The sequence below is a fragment of the Anaeromicropila populeti genome (assembly GCF_900112775.1).
GTDB lineage: Bacteria > Bacillota > Clostridia > Lachnospirales > Lachnospiraceae > Anaeromicropila_A > Anaeromicropila_A populeti.
Map to the genome: position 1 here is coordinate 124,796 of NZ_FOYZ01000003.1, position 22,610 is coordinate 147,405.

Consider the following 22,610-nt stretch of genomic DNA (forward strand, 5'->3'; position numbering starts at 1 on the left):
CGTTTGTTAAACTCCATGTAACACTTCATCCTATGGCAGAATGATTTATGTTTATCCTGAAAAAAATTATGCTGACCTATTCCTTTCTGGAATCGCTCAACTTATGACCGTTGTATTAGCTGACAAAATATATCAGCATCCATACATTAGAAGTTTAAAACCACTGATTGCATAGACAGTGTCTATGGGTTACATATATATTTCATATTCTGTTAAATCTCTACCCATAACATGAGGTATATTCCTAAAGCTATTTCTACAATGTTTTTATATGAATCAGTCCACCAACTATAACGTTCTATTTTTCCGCTTTTATATATTCCTGCGCTACAACATCCAACAATCCCTTTTATTTCCCCAATAATTCACAATCTATTAGTTATACTAAATTATATACTATTATTTGTAATAAATCTATATATAATATTTTCTTTTTCAATATATGATCTTTTATTGTATAATTTAGGTGTCATAGCAAAACACCTGATGTGGTAAAAAAAGAAAATCTGTCGCACGTTCCATGCCAGCTCCCATAATTCCACACATCTTCAATTCTTCATTCCTCTAATTCCCTTCCTATTACAATTCTTATCTTTCTAACCCTTTTTACAACATTACTTATAACCCTTCCCGGCTTAGCTCAATCGCAGACAAAACAATATTATATGGTATCAGATCCATATTTCCAATCGTGATAATATAATTCTTCTTATCAGGAAGTGTTTTATCTTCAATTACGCACCCAATAGGATTAGCTATTGTAGTTTGTATCATTATCATCATTCCTAAGAGATACGATTAAGCTTCCCTGTGGGTCAAAATGCACCAGTAAAACTTTCTTTTCCTGATTTGCTAACGCATAGCCTAAATTTAAAGTAGTAGTTGTTTTCCCACTCCACCTTTTTGATTTACTACTGCAATTACTTTATTATTCATTTCAAACTCCTTCTTTCCTTTTTATTTTTCCATACCCTTTTCCATAATTTAAGCCAGAGCTGCGCGACTCTGGCTTAGGAAAAAAGGTAATATGTGCATTCTGTTGCTTTTAAGCAACAAAAAAAGGACAACCAAACACATTCTGATTATCCTTTTTTTATTGCTTATCATATTCATTTAGCAGGTTTTACACTCCATTTTTTTTCATTTATTACTCCATTTTTACTCCAAATAAATAAAATCTTTTAAGAATATTTAAGAAAAAATAAGAAAACCATTTATTAAAATAACATCAGTCAAGCTCTGCAATCGTGCGTCTTTCCTTAACTTTCCTATAACTCATACGGCGTCCTCTGATATACATAATAATTCAGCCAATTAGTATACAACGCATTGGAATGTCCCCTCCAGGTTAGCAAAGGCTTTTCATTGCAGTCATTCCCCGGATAATAATTAACAGGAAGCTTAATCTCAGCTCCCTTTTCAAAATCACGCTTGTATTCCGAGTCCAGCGTCATACGATCGTACTCAGGATGTCCAAATACAAAAATCTGTTTACCTTCCTCTGCAATAGCAAGATAAACACCAGCCTCCTCAGACTGCGCTAATATAGTCAGCCGTTCTTCCTTCAGGATATCTTCACTGCATGTCCCTGTGTGCCTAGAATGAGGGGCAAAGAACACATCGTCAAATCCACGCATTAACGGAACCTTTCGGTGCAGGACACGATGTTCAAACACCCCAAACATTTTTTCCTCAAGGTCGTACTTCCGCACTCCATAATGATAATAAATTCCTGCCTGGGCTCCCCAGCATATATGAAGTGTCGAGGTAATGTTGGTTTTTGACCATTCCATAATCTGAACCAGCTCTTCCCAATACTGAACCTCTTCAAATTCCATGGTTTCTACTGGCGCACCTGTAATAATCAAGCCGTCAAATTTCATGTGCTTTACTTCTTCAAATGTCATATAAAACTTATCTAGATGGCTGGCTGGTGTATTTTTCCCAATATAAGATGCTGTTGTTAAAAATGTAATATCTACCTGTAACGGTGTATTAGATAAAGACCTTAAAAGCTGGACTTCTGTGTCCTCCTTAAGAGGCATCAAGTTCAAAATAGCAATCTGCAACGGCCGGATGTCCTGCTCAATTGCTCTGTTTTCATCCATAATAAATATATTTTCATTCTCCAGTACTCTTTTTGCTGGCAAATTACTCTGTACTTTAATTGGCATTTTTCATCATCTTCCTTCCAAAACTCCCCTTATTCTATCATAATAAAATACAAATATCAACTAAGCATCTGCATAAATTCTTCTTCTGTAATAATCGGAATCCCTAATTCCTTTGCCTTCTTATTTTTTGATGAATTAGAAGTATTATCATTATTAATTAAATAGTTAGTCTTTGATGTAACCGAACCAGTAACCTTGCCGCCTCTTTTTTCAATTACATCCTTCACCTCGTTCCGGTTTGCAAAATGATTAACAGAACCTGTTATAACAAAAACCATATCTGTAAAAATTGGCTCTTCTTCATTTTCCTCTGTAACAAAATGAAGCTCATGAATCAAGTGCTGCACATTTTTCCTGTTTTGCTCCTTTTGGAAATAAGACACATAAGTATCTGCAATGATATCCCCGATTCCACTAACGTCTAATAAATCTCCAGAGGACAATTCCATCAATTTATGAATATCACTTCCAAACGCCTTTACGATTAATTTGGCAGTAGATAGTCCTATGTTCTCTATCCCTAAACTAAACAGAAAATTCTCCACTTGGACATTTCTGGACTTTTCTATGGATTGCATTAAGTTTTCAAAGGATTTTTCTCCGTACCCCTCCATAGAAACAATTCCCTCCTGGTGATCCTTTAAATGATACAAATCAGCTAATTCTTTTATATATCCCTTTTGTATCAGCTTTTCAACCGTTGCTTCCGAAAGTCCATCTATATTCATAGCATTTCTTCCGACAAAATGAGAAAACAGCTTGATTTTTTTCGCAATACACTCTGGATTTGTGCAATACAGTGATTTTACATTTTGGCTGGAATGATCGCTGCGAACCTCTGTTTTTCCTCCACATACTGGACATGTCTCTGGAATTACTACTGAATTGCTTCTAGTCAGATTTCTGGCAATCTGTGGTATAATCATATTAGCCTTATACACTTCAACAGTATCCCCTATTCCAAGTTCCAGACCCTCCAGAATACTTACATTATGAACACTGGCTCTGCTTACTGTAGTTCCTTCCAACTCCACTGGTTCAAAAATCGCAACCGGATTAATTAAACCAGTCCTGGAAGCACTCCATTCAATCTCTAATAATTTAGTTTCTCGAATTTCGTCTGCCCATTTAAATGCAATGGCATCCCTTGGAAACTTTGATGTAGTTCCCAATGACTGCCCATAAGCGATGTCGTCTAAAATTAGTACCAAGCCGTCAGACGGAAAATCAGTTTTCCCAACCTGCTGGGAAAACCACTCAACACTTTCTTCAATGGTATCCTTTGTGACTTTTCTGCTTTCCACCACATCAAATCCTTGTTCTTCCAGCCATTTCATTTGCTTTTCCCTGGAATTTTCAAAATCAGTTCCTGCTGCCTGTACCAACGCAAATGCAAAAAAATACACGCTTCTTTTCGCTGTAATTTCATTATTAAGCTGACGAACTGATCCACTGCACAAGTTTCTTGGATTTTTATATTTGGCATCCACATCGGCAATTTGGCTGTTAATTTTCTCAAAATCAGAATACTTAATAAGTGCCTCTCCTCTTAAAACAAGAGTTCCCTGATAGCTGATTTCTAAAGGAATATTGGCAAAAACCTTTGCATTATTTGTGATAACCTCTCCTATTTCACCATTTCCTCTCGTTACAGCTTTCATCAGTTTACCATTTTCATAGGTTAATACAATGGTCAATCCATCTAGCTTCCATGACAAAATTCCTGTCTGATTCCCAAGCCAAGATTTTAATGTACCAACCTCTTTGGTTTTATCAAGGGAAAGCATTGCCGACATATGACGCTCCTTAGGAAGTTCACTTAAAACTTCATAGCCCACATGGATGCTTGGACTATTTGACAAAACAGTTCCTAATTCCTTTTCCAGTGAAAGAAGCTCATCATAAAGTTTATCATATTCAAAATTACTCATAATCTCATTAGCTTCTTGATAATAGGCTTTTCCTGCCTCATTTAAAAGTGTTACAAGTTCACGCATACGCAGTTTTTTGTCCATAAACAATTTCCTTTCCACAATACCGTTTTATCTATCTCTTCTTTAACAACCGCTTTAATTCACTAAATTCCTTATCCGTTACCCCACGATAAGTACCTTCTTTCAGATTTCCTAACAAAATATTCATAATTCGAACACGCCTCAGCCGGATTACCCGATATTCAAAATACTCACACATTCTTCGTATCTGCCGGTTCAATCCCTGAGTAATGACAATTTTAAACTGATAATCTCCTATTACCTCAATTTTGCAAGGACGTGTTACCGTATCTAATATAGGGACTCCCTGCTCCATTTTTCTGACAAAATCAGAGGTAATTTTTTTATTCACTGTAACCACATATTCCTTTTCATGGTGATTACTTCCACGTAAAATGTCGTCTACAATATCGCCCTTATTAGTTAGCAGAATAAGCCCCTCTGAATCTTTATCCAGCCTCCCAATGGGATAAATCCTTTTATCCATATGAATATAATCTACGATATTATCTGGATCATTTTTACTTGTGGTACATACAATTCCCCTGGGCTTATGAAAAGCAATTAAGATTCTTTTTTCTTCTCGCTCTATTTCTCTGCCGTTAACTGCAATAATCTGATTCCAAAATATTTTATCTCCTAGTGCTGCTTTTTGCCCATCAATGGTAACTTTCCCTTGCTCAATCAGACGGTCTGCCTCACGTCTGGAACAAAATCCAGCATCACTCATGTATTTATTTAAGCGAATAGCGTCCTCTGCTAAATTATCCTTTCCCATCTATCTCTCACCCTTATCCTTTAAAAGTCAATTCATTTCTTCATAAAGCAGGTGCTGCAAATCCTATTGTTCCCGTGTAAATATGGTATACAACCTTCATTTGCAACACCTTTTTCATTCCTATAAAATATCAGCTGTTACTATTCTTAGCAGAATTCTCAAGCTTCTTGTCAAACTCATTTAATTTCTCATCCTTTTGAAGAGCTTCTGTAAAACGATTATCCACTGAACGAATCAGTTCCTGTACCCCTTCGCACTCAGCAGCTTCTTTCATATAGTTCTGTGTTTCTTCATCCAAGACACCAAAATACACACATAGCTTGTCATCATCTGTCTTACGAATATAAATACTTGTAAGCCCTGGTGCTGGTGTATCAATATCCAAAATCTTCACTTCACTATATACATATACAATGTAGCTGTCCTCTTCCAGACCTTTTACCGTATAACATTCAATATTCTGATAGCCTTCAATATATTCACTTTTTTCTTGCAATGTCTTTTCACTTAGATAACTCACATCACTGACAAGACTGCTCAATGCATCCATATCACAACGTACTCTTGCATTCAGATAGTCTTTCACCAGTTGGTTCACTTCATCATAAGCATCTTTCTCAAGAATTATTTCCCCGGCCTCACCTTCATAGGTCTGCTTTGTAAACTCGGTACTATCCACGCTGATTTGTCCTGCACTTGTCTCAACACTGTCAGCTTTTGATTTATTTTTGACTGGCTTACTAAGAGATAATGTTACAAAACCAATAAACATAGTTCCTAACGTAATCAGAAGCACTATTTTCTTGTATTTTAATTTCATAAGTTCACCTTTTCTAATACTTTTGTTATTTCCTCTATAATAGTAACAAAATTTTAAAGAAAAAGCAATCTGCTATTTACTTTTTTCAATTTTCCATATATAATAGAAAAGTACTTTTTAGCATCTGTAGCTCAGTGGATAGAGCAGTGGCGTCCGAAGCCATGTGCGCAGGTTCGACTCCTGTCAGGTGCATTTTTTATGCTCATTTATAGCAGACTTCATTTGTCAAAGTGCCTACATCAAAAAATTCCTGAAAATTTCCCAACGTAGTTTTTGCAATATTTTCAATTGCTTCATTCGTAAAAAATGCCTGGTGAGAGGTTACTAAAACATTTGGCATAGATATTAATCGAGATAATACATCATCATGCACAATCGTATTTGACAAATCTTCAAAAAAGAAATCCGATTCCTCTTCATATACATCTAAAGCAGCTCCACCAATTTTACCAGATTTAATATTTTCCAGCAGATCATCACTATCTATCAGCGCACCTCGGGATGTATTGATAATATAAACTCCCTGCTTCATTTTCTCAATGGATTTTTGATTGATAATGTAATGGCTTTCCTTAGTTAGCGGACAATGCAGCGAAATAATATCTGATTTCTCACATAATTCATTAAAATCTACATATTGAAAATCAGCATCTTGAGCAGGATATGGGTCATAGGCAAGAATGTTCATACCAAATCCTTTGCATATTTTGATAAATATTCTTCCTATTTGCCCAGTTCCCACTACACCAATGGTTTTTCCATATAAATCAAATCCATTTAATCCATTTATACTAAAATTATATTCTCTTGTCCGGTTATAGGCACGATGAAATTTTCGATTTAATGTTAAAAGCATTCCCATTGTTGCTTCTGCTACTGCATGAGGCGAATACGCTGGCACTCGGACAATATGAATTTTTCCTTTTGCAAATTTCAAGTCCACATTATTATAGCCTGCACAACGCATCGCCACAATTTCAATTCCACTTTCGCATAAGGTTTCTAATGTTTCTCTGTCCAAGGTGTCATTTACAAAAGCACATACACCCTGACTGTTTTTTGCCAGAATTGCAGAGCCCTTATTTAGTTTCGTTTCATGATAAATAATATCAATATGATATTTTGCTTTATACGCATCGAAATAAACTTTATCATAAGGTTTTGTGTCAAAAAAGCTTATCGTTTTCATCTTTTTCTCATCCTTTTCTTTTTAAGAATAAGATTTGTAAAAATGCTTATAACTATGCTTATTAGAATATGTATGTTATGGAATAAATGACTTTCTTTACTGAATAAAATTACATGATTTGAAATGAATGTTCTTGATAAGAATAAATATAGACACGATCACTTAGAATATCTTCTCTTGGAACCTGTGTTTGATTTACTTCCTTTACCATAGATTTTAGCTGCTGCACATTTAATGCATTTGAATAGGGAATAATAATAATTTCATGAATACTACTTGGTAAGATATATAAATTAGACTGAATAGAACAGGCAAATTCCTGCAAAACTTCTTCATACAGCAATGAGGCTGCACCATTGACTCCTGAAAGATTCGACATCACATACATGCCATACGGTTCCGGCACTCGTTTCATCTCCAATATCTCCTGTATGAGTTCATGAACCTGACAAGCATAAGAATCTGATTCCTCTTCTGGCGATTCACCAGCTAAGCTGATTAACTCCGATTGCATAATATCAAATATCACTTCTTCCATACGCCGTATTGACACTGGAAATAACTGTTGGGTGTTTTTCACAGCATATCTCATTAATTCATTTAATGAAATCTTCCATTTCTGCTTTATTATATTAGTAATCGTTAAAGTACTAACTCCAAGTTCTCCTCTAGAAACGAGACAATGGAATGTAATTGCTAAATCCAAAAATCTCAAATGGGGAATTCCCTTTAAACGCTCCTTATTCCGTTCGTAATGAACCAATCGGAATATAATCTTATCTTTTTGGGAGTCTAAATCCAATGGTAAATCAAACTCTTTTATCACCTCCGAATGAAAGGAAGCCTCATAAATCTCCCAAATTTCCAGAACTACTTCTTCTACCGTCTTTCCTTTTAAATATTGTTCATAATAACCATTCAAATAAATATTAGGAGAAATTTTGCTCTCTTCCTTTAAAATAACCAGCCCGTCCAAATAGACTTCGTTATTTTTTACTACTTGATTCACTCGTACTGTATACCCTTCACCTGCCCTTTCTTTAATTTTGCTCTCTACTGTCTTAACAAATTCTAAATACTCCATTCAATACTCCTTTCTATTTCGTGCTGCCTCTACATTTTACCAAGAAAAACCATATAAATCAATACATTATTTTATTTTTCACTCCAACGATTGCTTAATGTTAGCAATACCTGGCTTGGCAAATAAAATAACCACATCCCTATCTGACTAAATGCAAAAAGTTTTTTAAAAAGTTCGCCTTCAATCGAAATATACTGGCTTATGTTAAAAATGCCCACTTGAATGTCACAGCAAAGAAATAACAGCATACCTACCGCAAATAATACATTTTTCTTCCACTGTAAACAGCTTCCAATTACATTATAAAATAAATTGACAAAGTAAAAACCTGTTAACAAAACAAGCAAATCAATCGATACCTTTCTCCAACCAACTATCCAGATTAGAGCCAGAAAGGTCACGAACCGTATAATAAAAAATAAGCTTCCCTTTTTCCTTCTTGATAAATAAATTTTTATTCCATAGCAAACCTGTGTTATGTTAAAGAATAACAGCCCGATTGTGTAGTGTCTATTTAATAAAAGCAAAAAAACATCAGCTATTACAGTTGTCGTAATAGCCAATGTTACTATATTATTTTCTAAGTTTTTATCTTCCTTCATTAAAAAGCAGATTATGCTATAGAACAAACATAAGCTGATTCCTATAAATTTCATCCCAGTAGAATAATCACTATGGCTGTTTGCTATATCCAAACTAAGAAATGCCACATAAATAACCGCTTCTATTAATAAAAATATTCCTGTAACTGTACAAATAAAATATTTTTTACCCTTATCTACTATATTCTGCATCTATCCTATCCTTATATTTTCTTATGCCTCTGCCTCTCTAAGTGCCTGTTCCAATGTCAGATTCGCATGGTTCCTTCTTTCTCGAAGCTTCTCTAATAAAAAACCTGCATCCTTTTGCGGAATTGGCTTACTATATAAATATCCTTGTGCCTTATCACAATGAACATTTTTTAAGAATACAGCTTGTTCATTGCTTTCAACACCTTCTGCAATTACGACCAAATCTAAAGTCTGAGCTAATGTAATAATAGTTGATACAATCTTTTGATCATTCTGATCTTCCATAACCGTATCTAGAAAACTCTTGTCAATTTTCAAGTTATTCACTGGAAGATGCTTTAAATAATTCATGGAAGAGTAGCCTGTTCCAAAATCATCCAGCGAAAATTTTACTCCAATTGATTTCAGTTTCTGAATCATTGCAATCGAATAACTCATGTTTTCTAATGCAATTGATTCCGTTATTTCTAATTCCAATTTATTTGGATCGATTTTCGTTTCCTTTATAACTTCACATACAGTTTCTACAATATCTGCATCTTTAAACTGCCTCGCAGACAAATTAACAGCAATATTGATTTCTGTAAACCCTGCTTCTTCCCACTGCTTCAGCTGCTTGCATGCCTCAAGGAGCACCCATTGTCCAATAGGAACAATTAACCCTGTCTCTTCTGCCACTTGTACAAAACCAGCTGGGGTAATTAATCCTTTTGTTGGATGATTCCAACGTACCAAAGCTTCAAAACCAACAATCCGATCCTTTTCCAAATCGATCTGTGCCTGATAGTATACATCAAATTCGTTGTTCTCTATTGCAGTACGAAGTTCGGACTGTAATTCTATCTTATCCATAAGACTATTGTTAATCTTTTCATCATAAAAACAGTATGTGCTTTTGCCCATTCCTTTTGCCACATACATTGCCGCATCAACATTCTTAATGAGCATCTGCGTTGTCTTCCCATCCTTTGGTGCAAAGGCTACTCCAATACTTGTCGTAACAAAAAATTCTCGTGTTGATAAAACGAATGGATAACTGAATACCTTCTGAATCTTCTTAATCTTTTGTTCATACTCACCTTCATCCACAAAATTCTGTGTAAGAATAATGAACTCATCACCGCCAAACCTGGAAAAGAAATCATTCTCGTCCAGTACCTGCCGGATACGGTCTGTTACATCAATTAAAAGTTCATCTCCATAGGAATGACCCAAAACATCGTTAATATTCTTAAAATTATCCAAATCAATATACATGATGGCAATGTTCTCAGAAGGTCTGATCGTTGCCAGTATATGATCCAGCTTTTCCGAAAATGCAACGCGGTTCGGTAAATCTGTCAGATAATCTGTAAATGCAAGCTTTTTATTCCGCTCTTCGCTGCGCTTCAGCTCTTCATATTTTTGTGCCAGTTCCTTCTGCGTATGCTTTACTTTTTCATATGCTTCTTCCAGCTTTACATAATTATCTTCCAACTGCCTTTTAGCCTCAAACGCATCTGCTTCTGCCACAATCCTTCTTCTCATATTAATCAGCATAAAGACAATTGTAATCACCAGAGCAATCGCAATAAAGGTTAACAACAAACCTGATTTATTATCAAATTGGTATAACATCAAAGCAAAAATATTTATTTTCATTAATAGAAAACCCCCACCGATTACCAATATATTATTCTCAATTCTGTAAGAAATAGAAAATATGTAATTTAATTTGATAAACATCTTTAATACTATTGTAACATATCTGCCATAACACATCAACTGTTTTTTCCTTGATTCTTCCACAAAACCCGAAAACTAAGTCGTATTTTGTCAAAAAAGCGCTTACTAGTTCCATCAACTGAAATTAATAAGCGCTTTTGTAAATATTATACTACATTCTCTATTTCTTTAAGAATTCCTCGATTCCCTTTGCTGCTGCCTTACCAGCACCCATAGCTAAAATAACCGTTGCAGCTCCTGTTACAGCATCACCACCAGCAAATACACCTTCCTTTGAAGTTGCTCCATTTGCCTCATCAGCCATAATACACTGCCATTTATTCACTTCTAATCCATCGGTTGTTGAAGAAATTAATGGGTTAGGACTTGTACCTAAAGACATAATTACTGTATCCACATCAATTATATGTTCAGAACCTGCTTTTTCAACTGGACTTCTTCTTCCAGATGCATCTGGTTCACCCAGTTCCATATCAACCACTTTGATACCACTTACCCAGCCATCTTCATTCACAATAATTTCCTTTGGATTTGTCAGAAGATCGAAAATGATTCCTTCCTCTTTTGCATGATGCACTTCTTCTACTCTGGCTGGAAGCTCTGACTCGCCTCTACGATAGATAATATGAACTTCTGCGCCTAAACGAAGAGCTGTTCTGGCAGCATCCATTGCTACATTACCCCCACCAACAACAGCTACCTTATTACCGCCTTTAATCGGTGTAGCATAGCTTTCATCAAATGCTTTCATTAAATTATTTCTGGTCAGATATTCATTGGCAGAAAATACACCATTGGCATTTTCCCCTGGAATGTTCATAAATTTAGGAAGTCCTGCACCAGATCCAACAAATACTGCGGAAAATCCCTCTTCCTGTAATAGCTCATCAATAGTTGTTGACTTACCAATCACAACATTTGTTTCTATCTTAACACCTAAAGATTTCACGTTCTCAATTTCTGATGCAACAACTGTCTGCTTTGGAAGACGGAATTCAGGAATACCATATGATAAAACACCGCCTGCTTCATGTAATGCTTCAAAAATAGTAACTTCATATCCGGCTTTTGCTAAATCTCCTGCGCAAGTTAATCCCGCAGGACCAGAACCAATCACAGCAACCTTAATACCATTGGTAGCTTCTGGTGCATTTGGCTTAATTCCATTTTCCCTTGCCCAGTCAGCCACAAAACGTTCTAACTTACCAATAGAAACTGGTTCACCTTTAATCCCTCTGATACACTTGCTTTCACACTGACTCTCCTGTGGGCATACACGTCCACAAACAGCTGGCAATGCTGAATATTTACTAATAATCTGATATGCTTCTGCAATATCTCCTTCTTTTACCTTGCCAATAAAGCTTGGAATATCAATTGAAACAGGACAGCCTTGGATACACTTTGCGTTTTTACATTGCAGACATCTTGTAGCCTCATCCATAGCCTCTTCCTGATTATATCCTAAACAAACTTCTTCAAAGTTTTTCGCACGTACTTGTGGTTCCTGCTCTCTTACAGGAATTCTCTTTAAAACATCAACTGCCATTTCCTTTACCTATCCTTTCCCAATTAATTGCCGCCGCAGCCGCAGCCGCCATGATGATGTGTGTCACCTTCTTGTAATTTCAGCACTTCTCTGCCTTCTTCTGTTTTGTACATCTGCTGTCTCTTCATAGACTCATCAAAGTCTACAAGATGTCCATCAAATTCTGGTCCGTCTACACATGCAAACTTCACCTTGCCGCCAACAGTTAAACGACATGCTCCACACATACCAGTTCCGTCAACCATAACTGGGTTCATACTTACAATTGTCTTAATACCAAGTTCTTTTGTTAAAATTGAAACAAACTTCATCATAATAAGCGGGCCAATTGCAACTACCAGATCATAGCTTTTTCCCTGATTATTCACTAAGTCCTTAATCTGATCATTAACATTTCCCTTAAAACCAAGTGAACCATCATCTGTACATACATATACATTCTCAGCCCACTGCTTCATTTCTTCCACTAATATAATTAAATCCTTATTTCTTGCACCTATGATTACGTCTACATCGTAACCATTTTCTTTCATCCACTTTACCTGTGGATATACAGGTGCTGTTCCCACTCCACCTGCAACAAATAAGATTTTTTTTGCTTTTAATTCCTCTGGTTCTTCATCAATCAACTCTGAACGACATCCCAGTGGACCAACAAAATCGCGGAATGACTCACCTTCCTCATATTCTGCCATAATCTTAGTAGATGCACCAACTGACTGGAATACTATAGTAACTGTTCCTGCTTGTCTATCATAATCACAAATTGTCAGGGGGATACGTTCTCCCTTTTCATCCATCTTCACAATTACAAACTGACCTGGAAAACATGATTTTGCAACTCTTGGTGCCAAAACATCCATTAAATAAATGTTGTTTGCCAGATACTGTTTTTTAACGATTTTAAACATGCACTTATCCTCCATAAAAATTGAATTATCTTTTCCTATTATAATTGAGAATTGATAAAAAATCTACACTAAAGTTAAATTAAGTAGCAAAATGTTTTCTACTTTCGACAAATAAACATTTGTGAACCTTTTATCCAGACTCACATCTTCCCCAAACCAGCTGGGTATAGAAAATTGATTTGCAGCCTCTTCCTCCTTAAATTCGACTTCTACCAGTAAAAGTCCATCCAAATTCCCATGAAATACATCCACTTCCGCCTTCAGTTCATCTGCAATAGGAACTAGGTATCTGGTTTTATACACCATATGATCATCCACTTTTGCCTTTAAATGCCAATAACCCTCTTCATTTAAAGGAACTTCTACTTCATTACAAACCTTTGCGGTTCTCTCCAGTGACTCTGGGATTCCAAACCGTGACTTATAGGTCAAAATATATTCCTCATTACATTTCCGGATACGGACTGTTGGATTAGTACACAGATAACCCTGTTCGATTTCTTTCTTCTCATACTGTTCCAGCTTCTCAGGAAGAGTCTTTACAAGAAACTTTCTTTCAATCTCCATCTTTTACTCCTTACTTCTTCTTTCCACTTCGAAATACAAATACCTTACTAAATATATAATTTAATACAATCACAATTATATTCATAAATATTTTGGAAAAGTCACTATTTAGTTTTAAACTATCTACCATTACTATCATACCAGCCTCGTCAATGGCCAATGTTACCAGTCTTGCACTTGTGAACTTCCAAATCTTACTCAGTTCACTTTGCCGGTTCTGTTCATCCTCAAGAAATACAAATTTGTTGCTGAGTACATAGGCAATTATGACTCCTACTACCCATGCAATTAAATTGGCAGTCCAGTTAGCTACATGGCAATAGTCAAACAATACTTTATACGTCACAATATTGGCAACTGTTGTAATCCCTCCTACAATGACATATGCAATAATTTCCCTGTTTTTCTTCGCAATCCCTAATAGTTTATTTATCATACCCCTTATCCTTAGCCCTTTCTCTTCTTTCATAAAGTATCGTAAAATTATTATAACAAAGCTCTTCTCACTCTGCAATATATACTCAAAAGAGGATGCTTTTACACACCCTCTTCTATAAAAACCTATATTAATTTAATTCAAATAGTGCATTTTTTAATACTTGAATATCTGCAATTGCCACTTTTCCACTCTTCTTATCGGTCGCTTTAATCTGTATCACTGCCTCAGCATTGCTGCCTGACAGATAATGAAGCGGCAGTGGAAAGGAATACTGTTTGCCCTTATCTAATGATGCCACTGCTGATGCAGTAGAGCCTGTTAATGTGGAATCTGCTACAACATTTCCAGCAGAATCCTTAATTCTTACACGATTCCAAGCCTTATCCAACAGTTCTGATACCGTTGTATCTGGATTTATAACTAACAATTCACAAACAATGTCCGTAGAGTCCATTCCCACACAGTCCACAGAAAATGTGATATCCTCTGTTTCTTTCAAGAATGCATCTGCCTGAAAATCATAGTCTGCATAGGTAAAATATTGACGATAACCAACATTGTCAACACTCTTAGCAAGCTTTTCTATGGTAATATCCATTCTTTTCTCATGGTGCAGTGCAGCAACGATTGTATTTACAAATAATTTCACCTCTGATTCTGAAGTAGAAAATGCTGTCTTTGTAATTCCAGTATAATAAATATTGTCATTCTGGAACAAGTAATAATTGTTTGTAGCATTATTGTCGGAAACTGTATACAGCCCTTGATTATTGGCATCGGTATCTCCCAAACAATAATATGTTATAATATTCTTTTCTGTAACCGCATCCTCTTCCAGATTCAATTGATAATTACCGGCTCTCACCGCTGAAAAATCCTTTGCTTTTGTATCAATTGTATACGGATACTCTGTGATCTTTCCTGGATTCACCTGTGTAACTACATTTGTAGTGTAATCTGTCTTATTCAAATGAGAATACTTAAAATTGGCAGTGGAAGAGTTTTCATTTAATGTAATATAGGTAAATCCTTCTAGCCAGAAGGTATCTCTTACTGCTTTATCAGCGTCTGCTAGTTTCTCATAATTACGATCCATATTTAACAAGCTTCGATACGGTATATTTGAATTCATACCTGTTTTATTAATACCTGCTCGATTGTTCGCTGTTAAACAATCTCCTACAATAATAATTCCTTTTCCCGTTTTAGAAACATCCACCAAACCTGCCGCAACTGCTGCTTCGTTGGCAGACAATTCTCTTCCATCATCTAGGAATCCATAGATACAAATATCAAAATTTTTCATTTCATCTTGAACATTGCCTATATCATCCACATCCATAAATGTCACGTTAATATCGTAATCATTTGAAACAGTGGTTTTATTAATATACTGATTGAAATAGGAAGAAGCATTTGCGCTGGTCAGTAGATTCTTAGAACCATCATCTCCAACATGCAATACCTTTAATATCTGCTTTGCTTTATTATAGTAAACTACACCAGATACACTGCTTCTGATTCCCGACTCATTGCCAGAGGAATCCATCTTTACAACTTCCAGCCTCCAAGGCAATCCTCCTCCAAACACATTGGCCTTAAATGCCGATCCAGAAACATCAATTATCGATCCGCCAGACGTACTGGAAAAGCTTTTGCTCCAGATTTCACTTTCAAAGTTGTTGTTTTGTTTCCACTCTGCCGATGCACCTGCATTATATTTCCAACGATTAAAGATACCATCATTGTTACTGTCAACGTATAAATAAGCCTTATAGCTTCCTGGTGTTTTTACATAAAAACTCATATTATCGAATCCAGACACACCAGAAATTCCTTTCGAGCGATCCATGCCCTCTTTATAATACCACTCTTTATTGCTATTCAATAAATAAACCTGAGCTTTTCCTTTGTCTATATCAGAATCTGCCAGTTTATTGGAACCAGTAAAGCTACCTTGTGCCTTCATTTTAGCTTTATTGTTATTGAAAAATTCCTGGAAAATTGTACTCTTACCGGTTGAAGCAGTCTGACTGTCTAAATCTGCAACTAAGCTTGTAACATCATCTCGATAGACAACTGGATAGCCAGCAGCGATAAAGGCTTCTATTTCTTTGACTTTTCTCAAGGTAATATCATTACCAGAATAATAAAATTCTGCTGAATCCGTTCCATTACTGGACTGTAATGCAGTGCTTTCTGCCATGATGCCAGTTTCATAGAACTTATATGCATCTAGTAATGTTCCCTGACAAGAACCAATATAAATCAAATCATATTCACTGTTTAAATCGTCTTCACTTCCAATAAATTCAGCCATAGACATATAAACTACCAATGGATTATATTTACTTTTCATTGTATCTGGGAACCACTTCCTAACTTCAGACTTTGACAAGCTGAATTCAACGGATGGCTCCAAATCCAATACGCGGAATCTTGGTTTATTTGCATTTGCAATAACGGTGATGACGTCCTTTGCATTGGTACTACTTATCATATTATCAATTAACGCATTCATACCATTACCATGACCAATTGCCATAACCGTCGTAACAGAATCGTCACCAATATAGCCTCTGGCTACATAAGTAGATTTCTTATTTTGTGTTGCAGCTTTTAGTGCTTCTTTCAAATTTCTGAATGCATCGCCATTATCCACATACCCCATTGCCAAAAGCATTGCTTCTGCAACTGTATCATACCCCCAGTACACCTCGCTGGAATAAGTATCTGCTATCGTTGCTGCTATAGTCTGGTTAGAATTTGACCAGTCGATGCCTTTACCATATATTTTATCACTGTTGATGATACCCTTTGTAATACTTCCACTTCGTGGTGTCATTAAATTATTTTTTGACTTATCATAATACAAGGATTTTACTTTTTTAAATGAAAATCCATTTTTAAAATCGTTTTGCTCAAATATCTTATAATACAATTCGGATTCTTCTATTTCACCGCCTGTATAACCATATGCAGCTTCATCCTGGGTAAAATTATCTGTCATGGAAAAAATGATACCCAGCTTATATATATTTAACGACGTATACTCACGTTCAAACAATTCACCTGATAAAATCAACGGCATTTCATTGACTCTGGCGTATTCATATAGTTTTTTTGCAACCTCCCACGAAATGTCGTTTGCAACAACCTTATAAGTTCCGCTTTCTTTAATTGTTTTTTTAGCAAAATTAGGTACAGAAGCTAATGAATTTGAAATTGCTGCTTTATTAGACCCCTTTCCTACATAATAACGCACTAAATTATCTTCATCAGAAGCATTCCTATATTCATCTGAATATTTTTCATATAACGTTACAATACGGTAATCCTCTACCTCATGGATATATATCAAATCTGCCTCATCAATCAATTCTGGATGCTCATTAATGGTTTCCACATCTACTGCAATATGATCCACCCAGTTATGATCTAGATAATAATTTACTTCAGCTGATGTAAGCTCTAGCGCCTCTTTTAATACATATTTAATGAAATAATCATTGTTCACGAATTTTTGATCAACAATTTTTAATGCATCCCCCAGCACCTGTTTCATATCAGAACATTGATGCTCATAGGTCATTGCATCACTTTCCGTACCTGTAAATGTACTCTCAATAGCCGATAAATCAATAGGCTCTTCTCCTTCAATGGAGTAACCTAGCACTGCCATACTTCTTTCAGGAACAATTTCCAGTACACGGAACTGGCTTGTGGACCGAAACTTCAAAGTAGGTGTATAGGTTCCTGCGGAATAAGACTCTACAACATCTTTTTTATTAGTAAACAGAAAATTATTCTGCACCACAGAAGCCAGCATGGCAAAAACCAGCAGGAGTGCCGTAGCCCCAGCAACTATTTTGTATCTTCTGGAATCATCTTTCATAATTATCTAACCATCCTCTCAACTCACCAAATGCATTTCTTTGCAATATTCTCCAAACCCAAACATTAAATATTAACTAATCTGCTTACTGGGACATCTCTAAACTCCTTATTACGCATTAAAATCTCTTCTTGCAGATTCACTTCCTTATCCTGCTTAAAAAGCTTAAGTGTAACCTGGATTTTAGGAGACTGGGAACAATCTGCGTCAAAGCCTTTTACATAATCACACAACAAATCATCCTGACTGCCAACGACCGTGCCGTCACTGGTCCACACATTTCGAATCTTAGTTTCCATAGCTGTTATTTCTGATGAAGTCATATTTTTAGAATCTACCTCGTAGTAATAAATCTTTTCTTCACTTTCTTTAAAAATAAAGAACTTCTCCCGGATACTGGTTTTTGTGGCAGTATCGAAATAATATACCCTAAGCATAGAGTCATTGTGTGATGTTACGGTGGGAATGATTTCTGCATAATTCCCTTCTAGTACAATGTTTGTAATATGTGTCATAATAATTTGAGCCTCTGACTGCAATTCCACATCATTTTCCGCCATACTGGCTGTTCGGCTTCCTGTTGAAACGAAGTAGATAATACCTGTCAAGATAATTGAGGTTAGTGCCATTGCAATCAATAACTCAACAATCGAAAAACCCTTTTGATTCAATTTCATCTAATACCTCCTTATCTACCCTTTACTTAAAAAGTGCTTGCCCGTTAACTTGTTCAGTTCAATTTTGTATGTACTGCTTCCAATTACTTTAATGTACTTATAGTAAGCAGCACCGCCTGTCACTGACTCCTCAAGCAATCCACCTGTATTTTTAGAAAATTTGAGTTTGATGGGGTTACTGCCTGCTGTCAGTGTTTCCTCACTTGATGCCCCATCCTTTTGAAATTTAATGGAAATAGAATTCCCTGCCAGCAAGTTCCCATCTGTAGGAGTAGTAGTTTCTTTTGTTATTTTGTAATACACTCCGTCAGAAGTCTTATATACATATAGATACCATGTACCCGCTTTACTCATAGCCTGCATTCTGCCCTTTTCTATCAGAGTATTCAGTTCATTGGCACATTTCTTTGTATTGGCATATCGGATTTTGGAAAGCCCAGCAACAGCACCTGTTGACAGTATGGCTAAAATAGCAATTACAATAATTAATTCTATTAAACTAAATCCTTTACTATTTTTCAACTCTCATCACCCCTTACTAGTCAACCTTATAATCATCTAATGTGTTATTGCTCTTCATTTTTCTTCCAGTTCTCATAGGAAATATTTTTTCTATACTTTAATACACTCTCGCCAGATGAGGCTGACCCACTATATGCGTTAACATAATTTCCAAAGTTATCTATTGTATCCACGCAAGCCTTTAGCGCCTTCAATACCATGACTTCATCTGCATAGATTTTGGAATTTGCCGACGAGGCATGGATAATTCCTCTGGCAATGACCACACCAGTAAAATTCTGTGGCATAATAACATCTCCACTGGTAATCACTATTCCGTTCATTCCTTCTGGAACTTTAAATGCCGCTCCGCCAGAACCATTAGTCCCATCATTGTGTACAATATACAGTTCCATATTAACACTATTATAAGCACCTAAATCTTTATACAAATAATAGTAATGCTTTGTCGAATCCTCAATCATCTTATTGGCACTTTTATTGGACAAATAGCTGTAATTTATAATGCTGTCAAACAATCGGCTGGCATCTGGATTCGCTGGAGGAATACCATTTTCACTTAAACTTGCCTGCAACGCTTTGTATTTGTTTTTGTATTCTTCTATTTCTGTATACAACCCAGCCGCTGAAGTCTCATAGGTATCTGGATTATATTCGTTATTCTTTAAAATAATATATTCTCCACTGCTGCTTGGAGTTTTTGCCACAATCTGTCCGCCAACAAAATATCTGGCATAATCCGCCTTATCTTTTGTTGTAACAGTAGCATTCCCTGCGGTGTCTTCGTGATAAGAGATATTTTCTTTTACCTTATCTTTATTTGAATGAAAATAATCACTATAGTAGGCATTGGCTGTCGCCTCGCTTTTAAAATTATAATAGAAGCTTACCATTTGGATTGAACCGCTGCCTGCACCTAACCGATAATAAACCCTTTTAATTGGTTCACTAGGATTTAAATACTTGGTATAAATTTCATTGGTTTCCGTAGCTTCATAATTCCAGATTTCTTTGTCTTCTAATTCTCGATAACGACTATCTGAAGTTTGGGCAGCTGTAGAAAATGGTGTCGTTCTTGTAGACTCTAATTTTTTTGCATATTCCTCTAATGTATCTATTTTGATTGGATTCACCCTACACTTTAATTCGGATGTGACTGGTATTAAGTAAGCTGACTGATCCTTTTTCACCGCAATGGATTCACCCATCATAATATCATTGTCTGTATCAAAGGTTGCTCCTGTAATGGAAGACGTAGCCGAACTAGTAGATATAAATGACCGTCCTCCTAAAATCAGTGTAGACAATCCTGTTAAATCCAAAGAGGAATTCTTTCCATTAATTAGCATAGCACTACTTTTTGCTGCATTTTTTTTGCCTGCACTGTCAATACTGTCAAATGACAGTCCCACATACTCTGATTTTAAAGTAATTTTGCTATTTGCAGATCTCAGATTCAAATCGTTTTCAACCCGTACCTGACTGTCTAATTTAATTTCATTCGGTACAACATCAGTGGCTGCTCCACTTGTTAATATATTTTCTGCCCACACTTTGCCACCATTTACGGTCAGCTTTGCCCCATCATGTACCCATATATTTTCCCTCGTGATTACATTGCTATTTTCTGCATTTACCTCTAAATCACCACTTCCCAGAATCGCAATTCCTCCATCAAATGGATATGTGCTACTACTTGGGATACTGCTGTACGATGTCTGTAACGTACCTGCATACATACTTCCTTTAACTTCTGTAGCGCTTCTAACTTCAATCAACTGATCGGATATTAGTGCATACTTTGCAAATGCTGGCGTAATTTCTTCACTTTCTGGCAGCGTAATATTTAAATCAGTAGTGATACTAGATGCAAAACCGTTATTGCTTTCATAACTGATTTTTACATTCATTAATGTTATATATTGATAATCTAAAGTAAATCCGCTGCCAGTTGCAGAAGGAGTTCCTGAATATGCTAACTCACTTGTGCTGCTGGCCGGATTTGTAGAACAGGTTATGGTAAGAGTACCTCCCACACCTTCTGTATTAAATTGAGTTTCAATTAAATCATTTAGCTTACTCAACTGAAACGTAAATGTATTTCCTGTTAAAGTATCAACCGTTGGATCCGTACTAGGCAGTTCAGATGCACCTAATTGGGCAGCTACATAGCGAAAAAAATTCTTAGACAGTAATTTCTGTCTGTCACCAGTAGATGACATATAATTTACAACCAAAGACTGATAAGCCTCTTCCATGGCATCTGCCGAAATTCCTTCTAGCCCAGATACAATTTCGTCTGCTGCAATCTCAGCTGTATAAAAAGTTTTCTTTGAAACTAAATCCGACGACTTGATCTGCATATTAGTCATAACAACAGAAAGCACCAATGCACCAATAATTCCAAGAAATGAAATGGCGGTAATGACTAGAATCATACTAAATCCTTTTTTATTTTTTCCGAATCTCATAGGTCTAATTCTCCCCTTTCGCCGAACTCATTTCAGCATAAACTTTGTTATTCACATCGTTTGCTCTTGTAACCTTTACAGTTACTCTGTAAAGTCTATCTTTTGTCTCCTCTTCAAAGAAATCACCTGCCGCAGTTGCTACTTCATTGGAATGACCGTCTGAAAAATTAACATTATGAACCATATAAAACGGACTTGCACTTCCACATAAGTCAGTAGGACAATCAATGGTCAGCTGCGAAGACACTGATGTATCTGTACTTATTACAAAAAAATTAATATGATCCGTTGCAGGAACTGTATCACAAGTTATTTTCAATGTATCATTTCCACTGGTTAAAGGCTGATAATAAAAATAAATACAATCTAATCCGTTCATAAATGTTTCTTCATATATATGTAATGGTAACGTTTCAATACATCCATCATAGGTATATTCATACTCTACACTGACTTTATATTGTTTATCGGCCAATTTCTCAATTGTAACCTTCATAGTACGTCTAAGTTTTGAATCATCATGGTAACCCTTATTACTAAAGAAAACCTTTCCCGAACTGGAATCATATCCATCTGACATAACACAAGTATTATTGGAACTCATAGCATAAATCTTCGGCAGTTTTTTATCATTAATACTATCCACACCACCCGTACCATAATAGCTTGTTGGCGTCATTCTGACTTCAGCCTTATACTCCACACCATCATAAATAAACCCTGCTTTTGCTCGAATCAATGCCGCGGTATCAGAAGGATCTACTGGCTGAGTCGTCCAACCCGATGCTTTTAAAAACTCTTCATAAGTTTTATTCTTAACGTCTTCCAATACAGTTTGAGCGACTAAAGTTGCCTTTTGCATGTAGCCAGCCTCACGATTCACTTTTATACTTGCTACAAAATTTGAAATAATGGGAATAAATAAGATTGCCAGTACCATAACACTAACCATTACCTCTACTAAAGAGAAACCTTTTTTATTCTTTCGGAATTTCATAAACAACCTCCTCGCCAAACTAAA

At 36.0% G+C, this 22,610-nt stretch carries 18 protein-coding genes, 1 tRNA gene and 2 pseudogenes; 2 read left to right on the forward strand and 19 right to left on the reverse strand.

Annotated features, from left to right (window positions below):
• Positions 1-13: 13 nt before the first annotated feature.
• Positions 14-175 (forward strand): annotated as a pseudogene (locus BM305_RS19810) (ISNCY family transposase); the annotation flags it as partial.
• Between the two features lie 443 nt (positions 176-618).
• Here the strand turns inward: BM305_RS19810 and BM305_RS18895 are convergent.
• From BM305_RS18895 to BM305_RS04735, 6 genes and pseudogenes are all read right to left on the reverse strand, one after another.
• Positions 619-774, reverse strand: coding sequence for a hypothetical protein (locus BM305_RS18895; protein WP_177214550.1), 156 nt, complete (start codon positions 772-774; stop codon positions 619-621).
• Between the two features lie 13 nt (positions 775-787).
• Positions 788-936, reverse strand: a pseudogene (locus BM305_RS19865) (AAA family ATPase); the annotation flags it as partial.
• 332 nt (positions 937-1,268) lie between these two features.
• A complete protein-coding gene (gene metA, locus BM305_RS04720; protein ID WP_092559555.1) occupies positions 1,269-2,174 on the reverse strand; it encodes a homoserine O-acetyltransferase MetA in 906 nt (301 codons plus the stop codon).
• 56 nt (positions 2,175-2,230) lie between these two features.
• Complete coding sequence (gene ligA, locus BM305_RS04725; protein ID WP_092559556.1) at positions 2,231-4,189, reverse strand: NAD-dependent DNA ligase LigA; 1,959 nt, start codon at positions 4,187-4,189, stop codon at positions 2,231-2,233.
• Positions 4,190-4,220: 31 nt separating this feature from the next.
• Positions 4,221-4,946, reverse strand: coding sequence for a pseudouridine synthase (locus tag BM305_RS04730; RefSeq protein ID WP_092559557.1), 726 nt, complete (start codon positions 4,944-4,946; stop codon positions 4,221-4,223).
• A gap of 130 nt (positions 4,947-5,076) precedes the next feature.
• Positions 5,077-5,766: a hypothetical protein gene (locus BM305_RS04735; RefSeq protein ID WP_092559558.1), complete on the reverse strand. Its 690-nt coding sequence runs from the start codon at positions 5,764-5,766 to the stop codon at positions 5,077-5,079.
• A gap of 120 nt (positions 5,767-5,886) precedes the next feature.
• Here BM305_RS04735 and BM305_RS04740 point away from each other — a divergent pair.
• A tRNA-Arg gene (locus BM305_RS04740) sits at positions 5,887-5,958 on the forward strand.
• Between the two features lie 10 nt (positions 5,959-5,968).
• Here the strand turns inward: BM305_RS04740 and BM305_RS04745 are convergent.
• From BM305_RS04745 to BM305_RS04805, 13 genes are all read right to left on the reverse strand, one after another.
• On the reverse strand, positions 5,969-6,955 hold the full coding sequence (locus tag BM305_RS04745) for a 2-hydroxyacid dehydrogenase (protein ID WP_092559559.1): 987 nt from the start codon (positions 6,953-6,955) through the stop codon (positions 5,969-5,971).
• A 109-nt stretch (positions 6,956-7,064) separates the two neighbouring features.
• On the reverse strand, positions 7,065-8,039 hold the full coding sequence (locus BM305_RS04750; protein WP_092559560.1) for a DUF5688 family protein: 975 nt from the start codon (positions 8,037-8,039) through the stop codon (positions 7,065-7,067).
• Between the two features lie 71 nt (positions 8,040-8,110).
• On the reverse strand, positions 8,111-8,833 hold the full coding sequence (locus BM305_RS04755; protein ID WP_092559561.1) for a lysoplasmalogenase family protein: 723 nt from the start codon (positions 8,831-8,833) through the stop codon (positions 8,111-8,113).
• 21 nt (positions 8,834-8,854) lie between these two features.
• Entirely contained in the window at positions 8,855-10,474 is a 1,620-nt protein-coding gene (locus BM305_RS04760; protein ID WP_177214551.1) for a putative bifunctional diguanylate cyclase/phosphodiesterase, read from the reverse strand.
• 244 nt (positions 10,475-10,718) lie between these two features.
• On the reverse strand, positions 10,719-12,107 hold the full coding sequence (gene gltA / locus BM305_RS04765; RefSeq protein ID WP_092559563.1) for an NADPH-dependent glutamate synthase: 1,389 nt from the start codon (positions 12,105-12,107) through the stop codon (positions 10,719-10,721).
• 23 nt (positions 12,108-12,130) lie between these two features.
• Positions 12,131-13,018, reverse strand: a complete 888-nt coding sequence (locus tag BM305_RS04770) for a sulfide/dihydroorotate dehydrogenase-like FAD/NAD-binding protein (RefSeq protein ID WP_092559564.1) — start codon at positions 13,016-13,018, stop codon at positions 12,131-12,133.
• A gap of 63 nt (positions 13,019-13,081) precedes the next feature.
• Positions 13,082-13,585, reverse strand: coding sequence for a CYTH domain-containing protein (locus BM305_RS04775; protein ID WP_092559565.1), 504 nt, complete (start codon positions 13,583-13,585; stop codon positions 13,082-13,084).
• 10 nt (positions 13,586-13,595) lie between these two features.
• Positions 13,596-14,054, reverse strand: a complete 459-nt coding sequence (locus BM305_RS04780) for a GtrA family protein (protein WP_092559566.1) — start codon at positions 14,052-14,054, stop codon at positions 13,596-13,598.
• A 97-nt stretch (positions 14,055-14,151) separates the two neighbouring features.
• Complete coding sequence (locus tag BM305_RS04785) at positions 14,152-17,919, reverse strand: DUF5057 domain-containing protein (RefSeq protein WP_092559567.1); 3,768 nt, start codon at positions 17,917-17,919, stop codon at positions 14,152-14,154.
• A gap of 65 nt (positions 17,920-17,984) precedes the next feature.
• Positions 17,985-18,596, reverse strand: a complete 612-nt coding sequence (locus BM305_RS04790) for a PilW family protein (RefSeq protein ID WP_092559568.1) — start codon at positions 18,594-18,596, stop codon at positions 17,985-17,987.
• Between the two features lie 15 nt (positions 18,597-18,611).
• Entirely contained in the window at positions 18,612-19,118 is a 507-nt protein-coding gene (locus BM305_RS04795; protein WP_092559569.1) for a prepilin-type N-terminal cleavage/methylation domain-containing protein, read from the reverse strand.
• A 44-nt stretch (positions 19,119-19,162) separates the two neighbouring features.
• On the reverse strand, positions 19,163-21,589 hold the full coding sequence (locus BM305_RS04800) for a type II secretion system protein (protein WP_092559570.1): 2,427 nt from the start codon (positions 21,587-21,589) through the stop codon (positions 19,163-19,165).
• A gap of 4 nt (positions 21,590-21,593) precedes the next feature.
• Positions 21,594-22,586: a prepilin-type N-terminal cleavage/methylation domain-containing protein gene (locus tag BM305_RS04805; RefSeq protein WP_092559571.1), complete on the reverse strand. Its 993-nt coding sequence runs from the start codon at positions 22,584-22,586 to the stop codon at positions 21,594-21,596.
• Between the last annotated feature and the right edge of the window lie 24 nt (positions 22,587-22,610).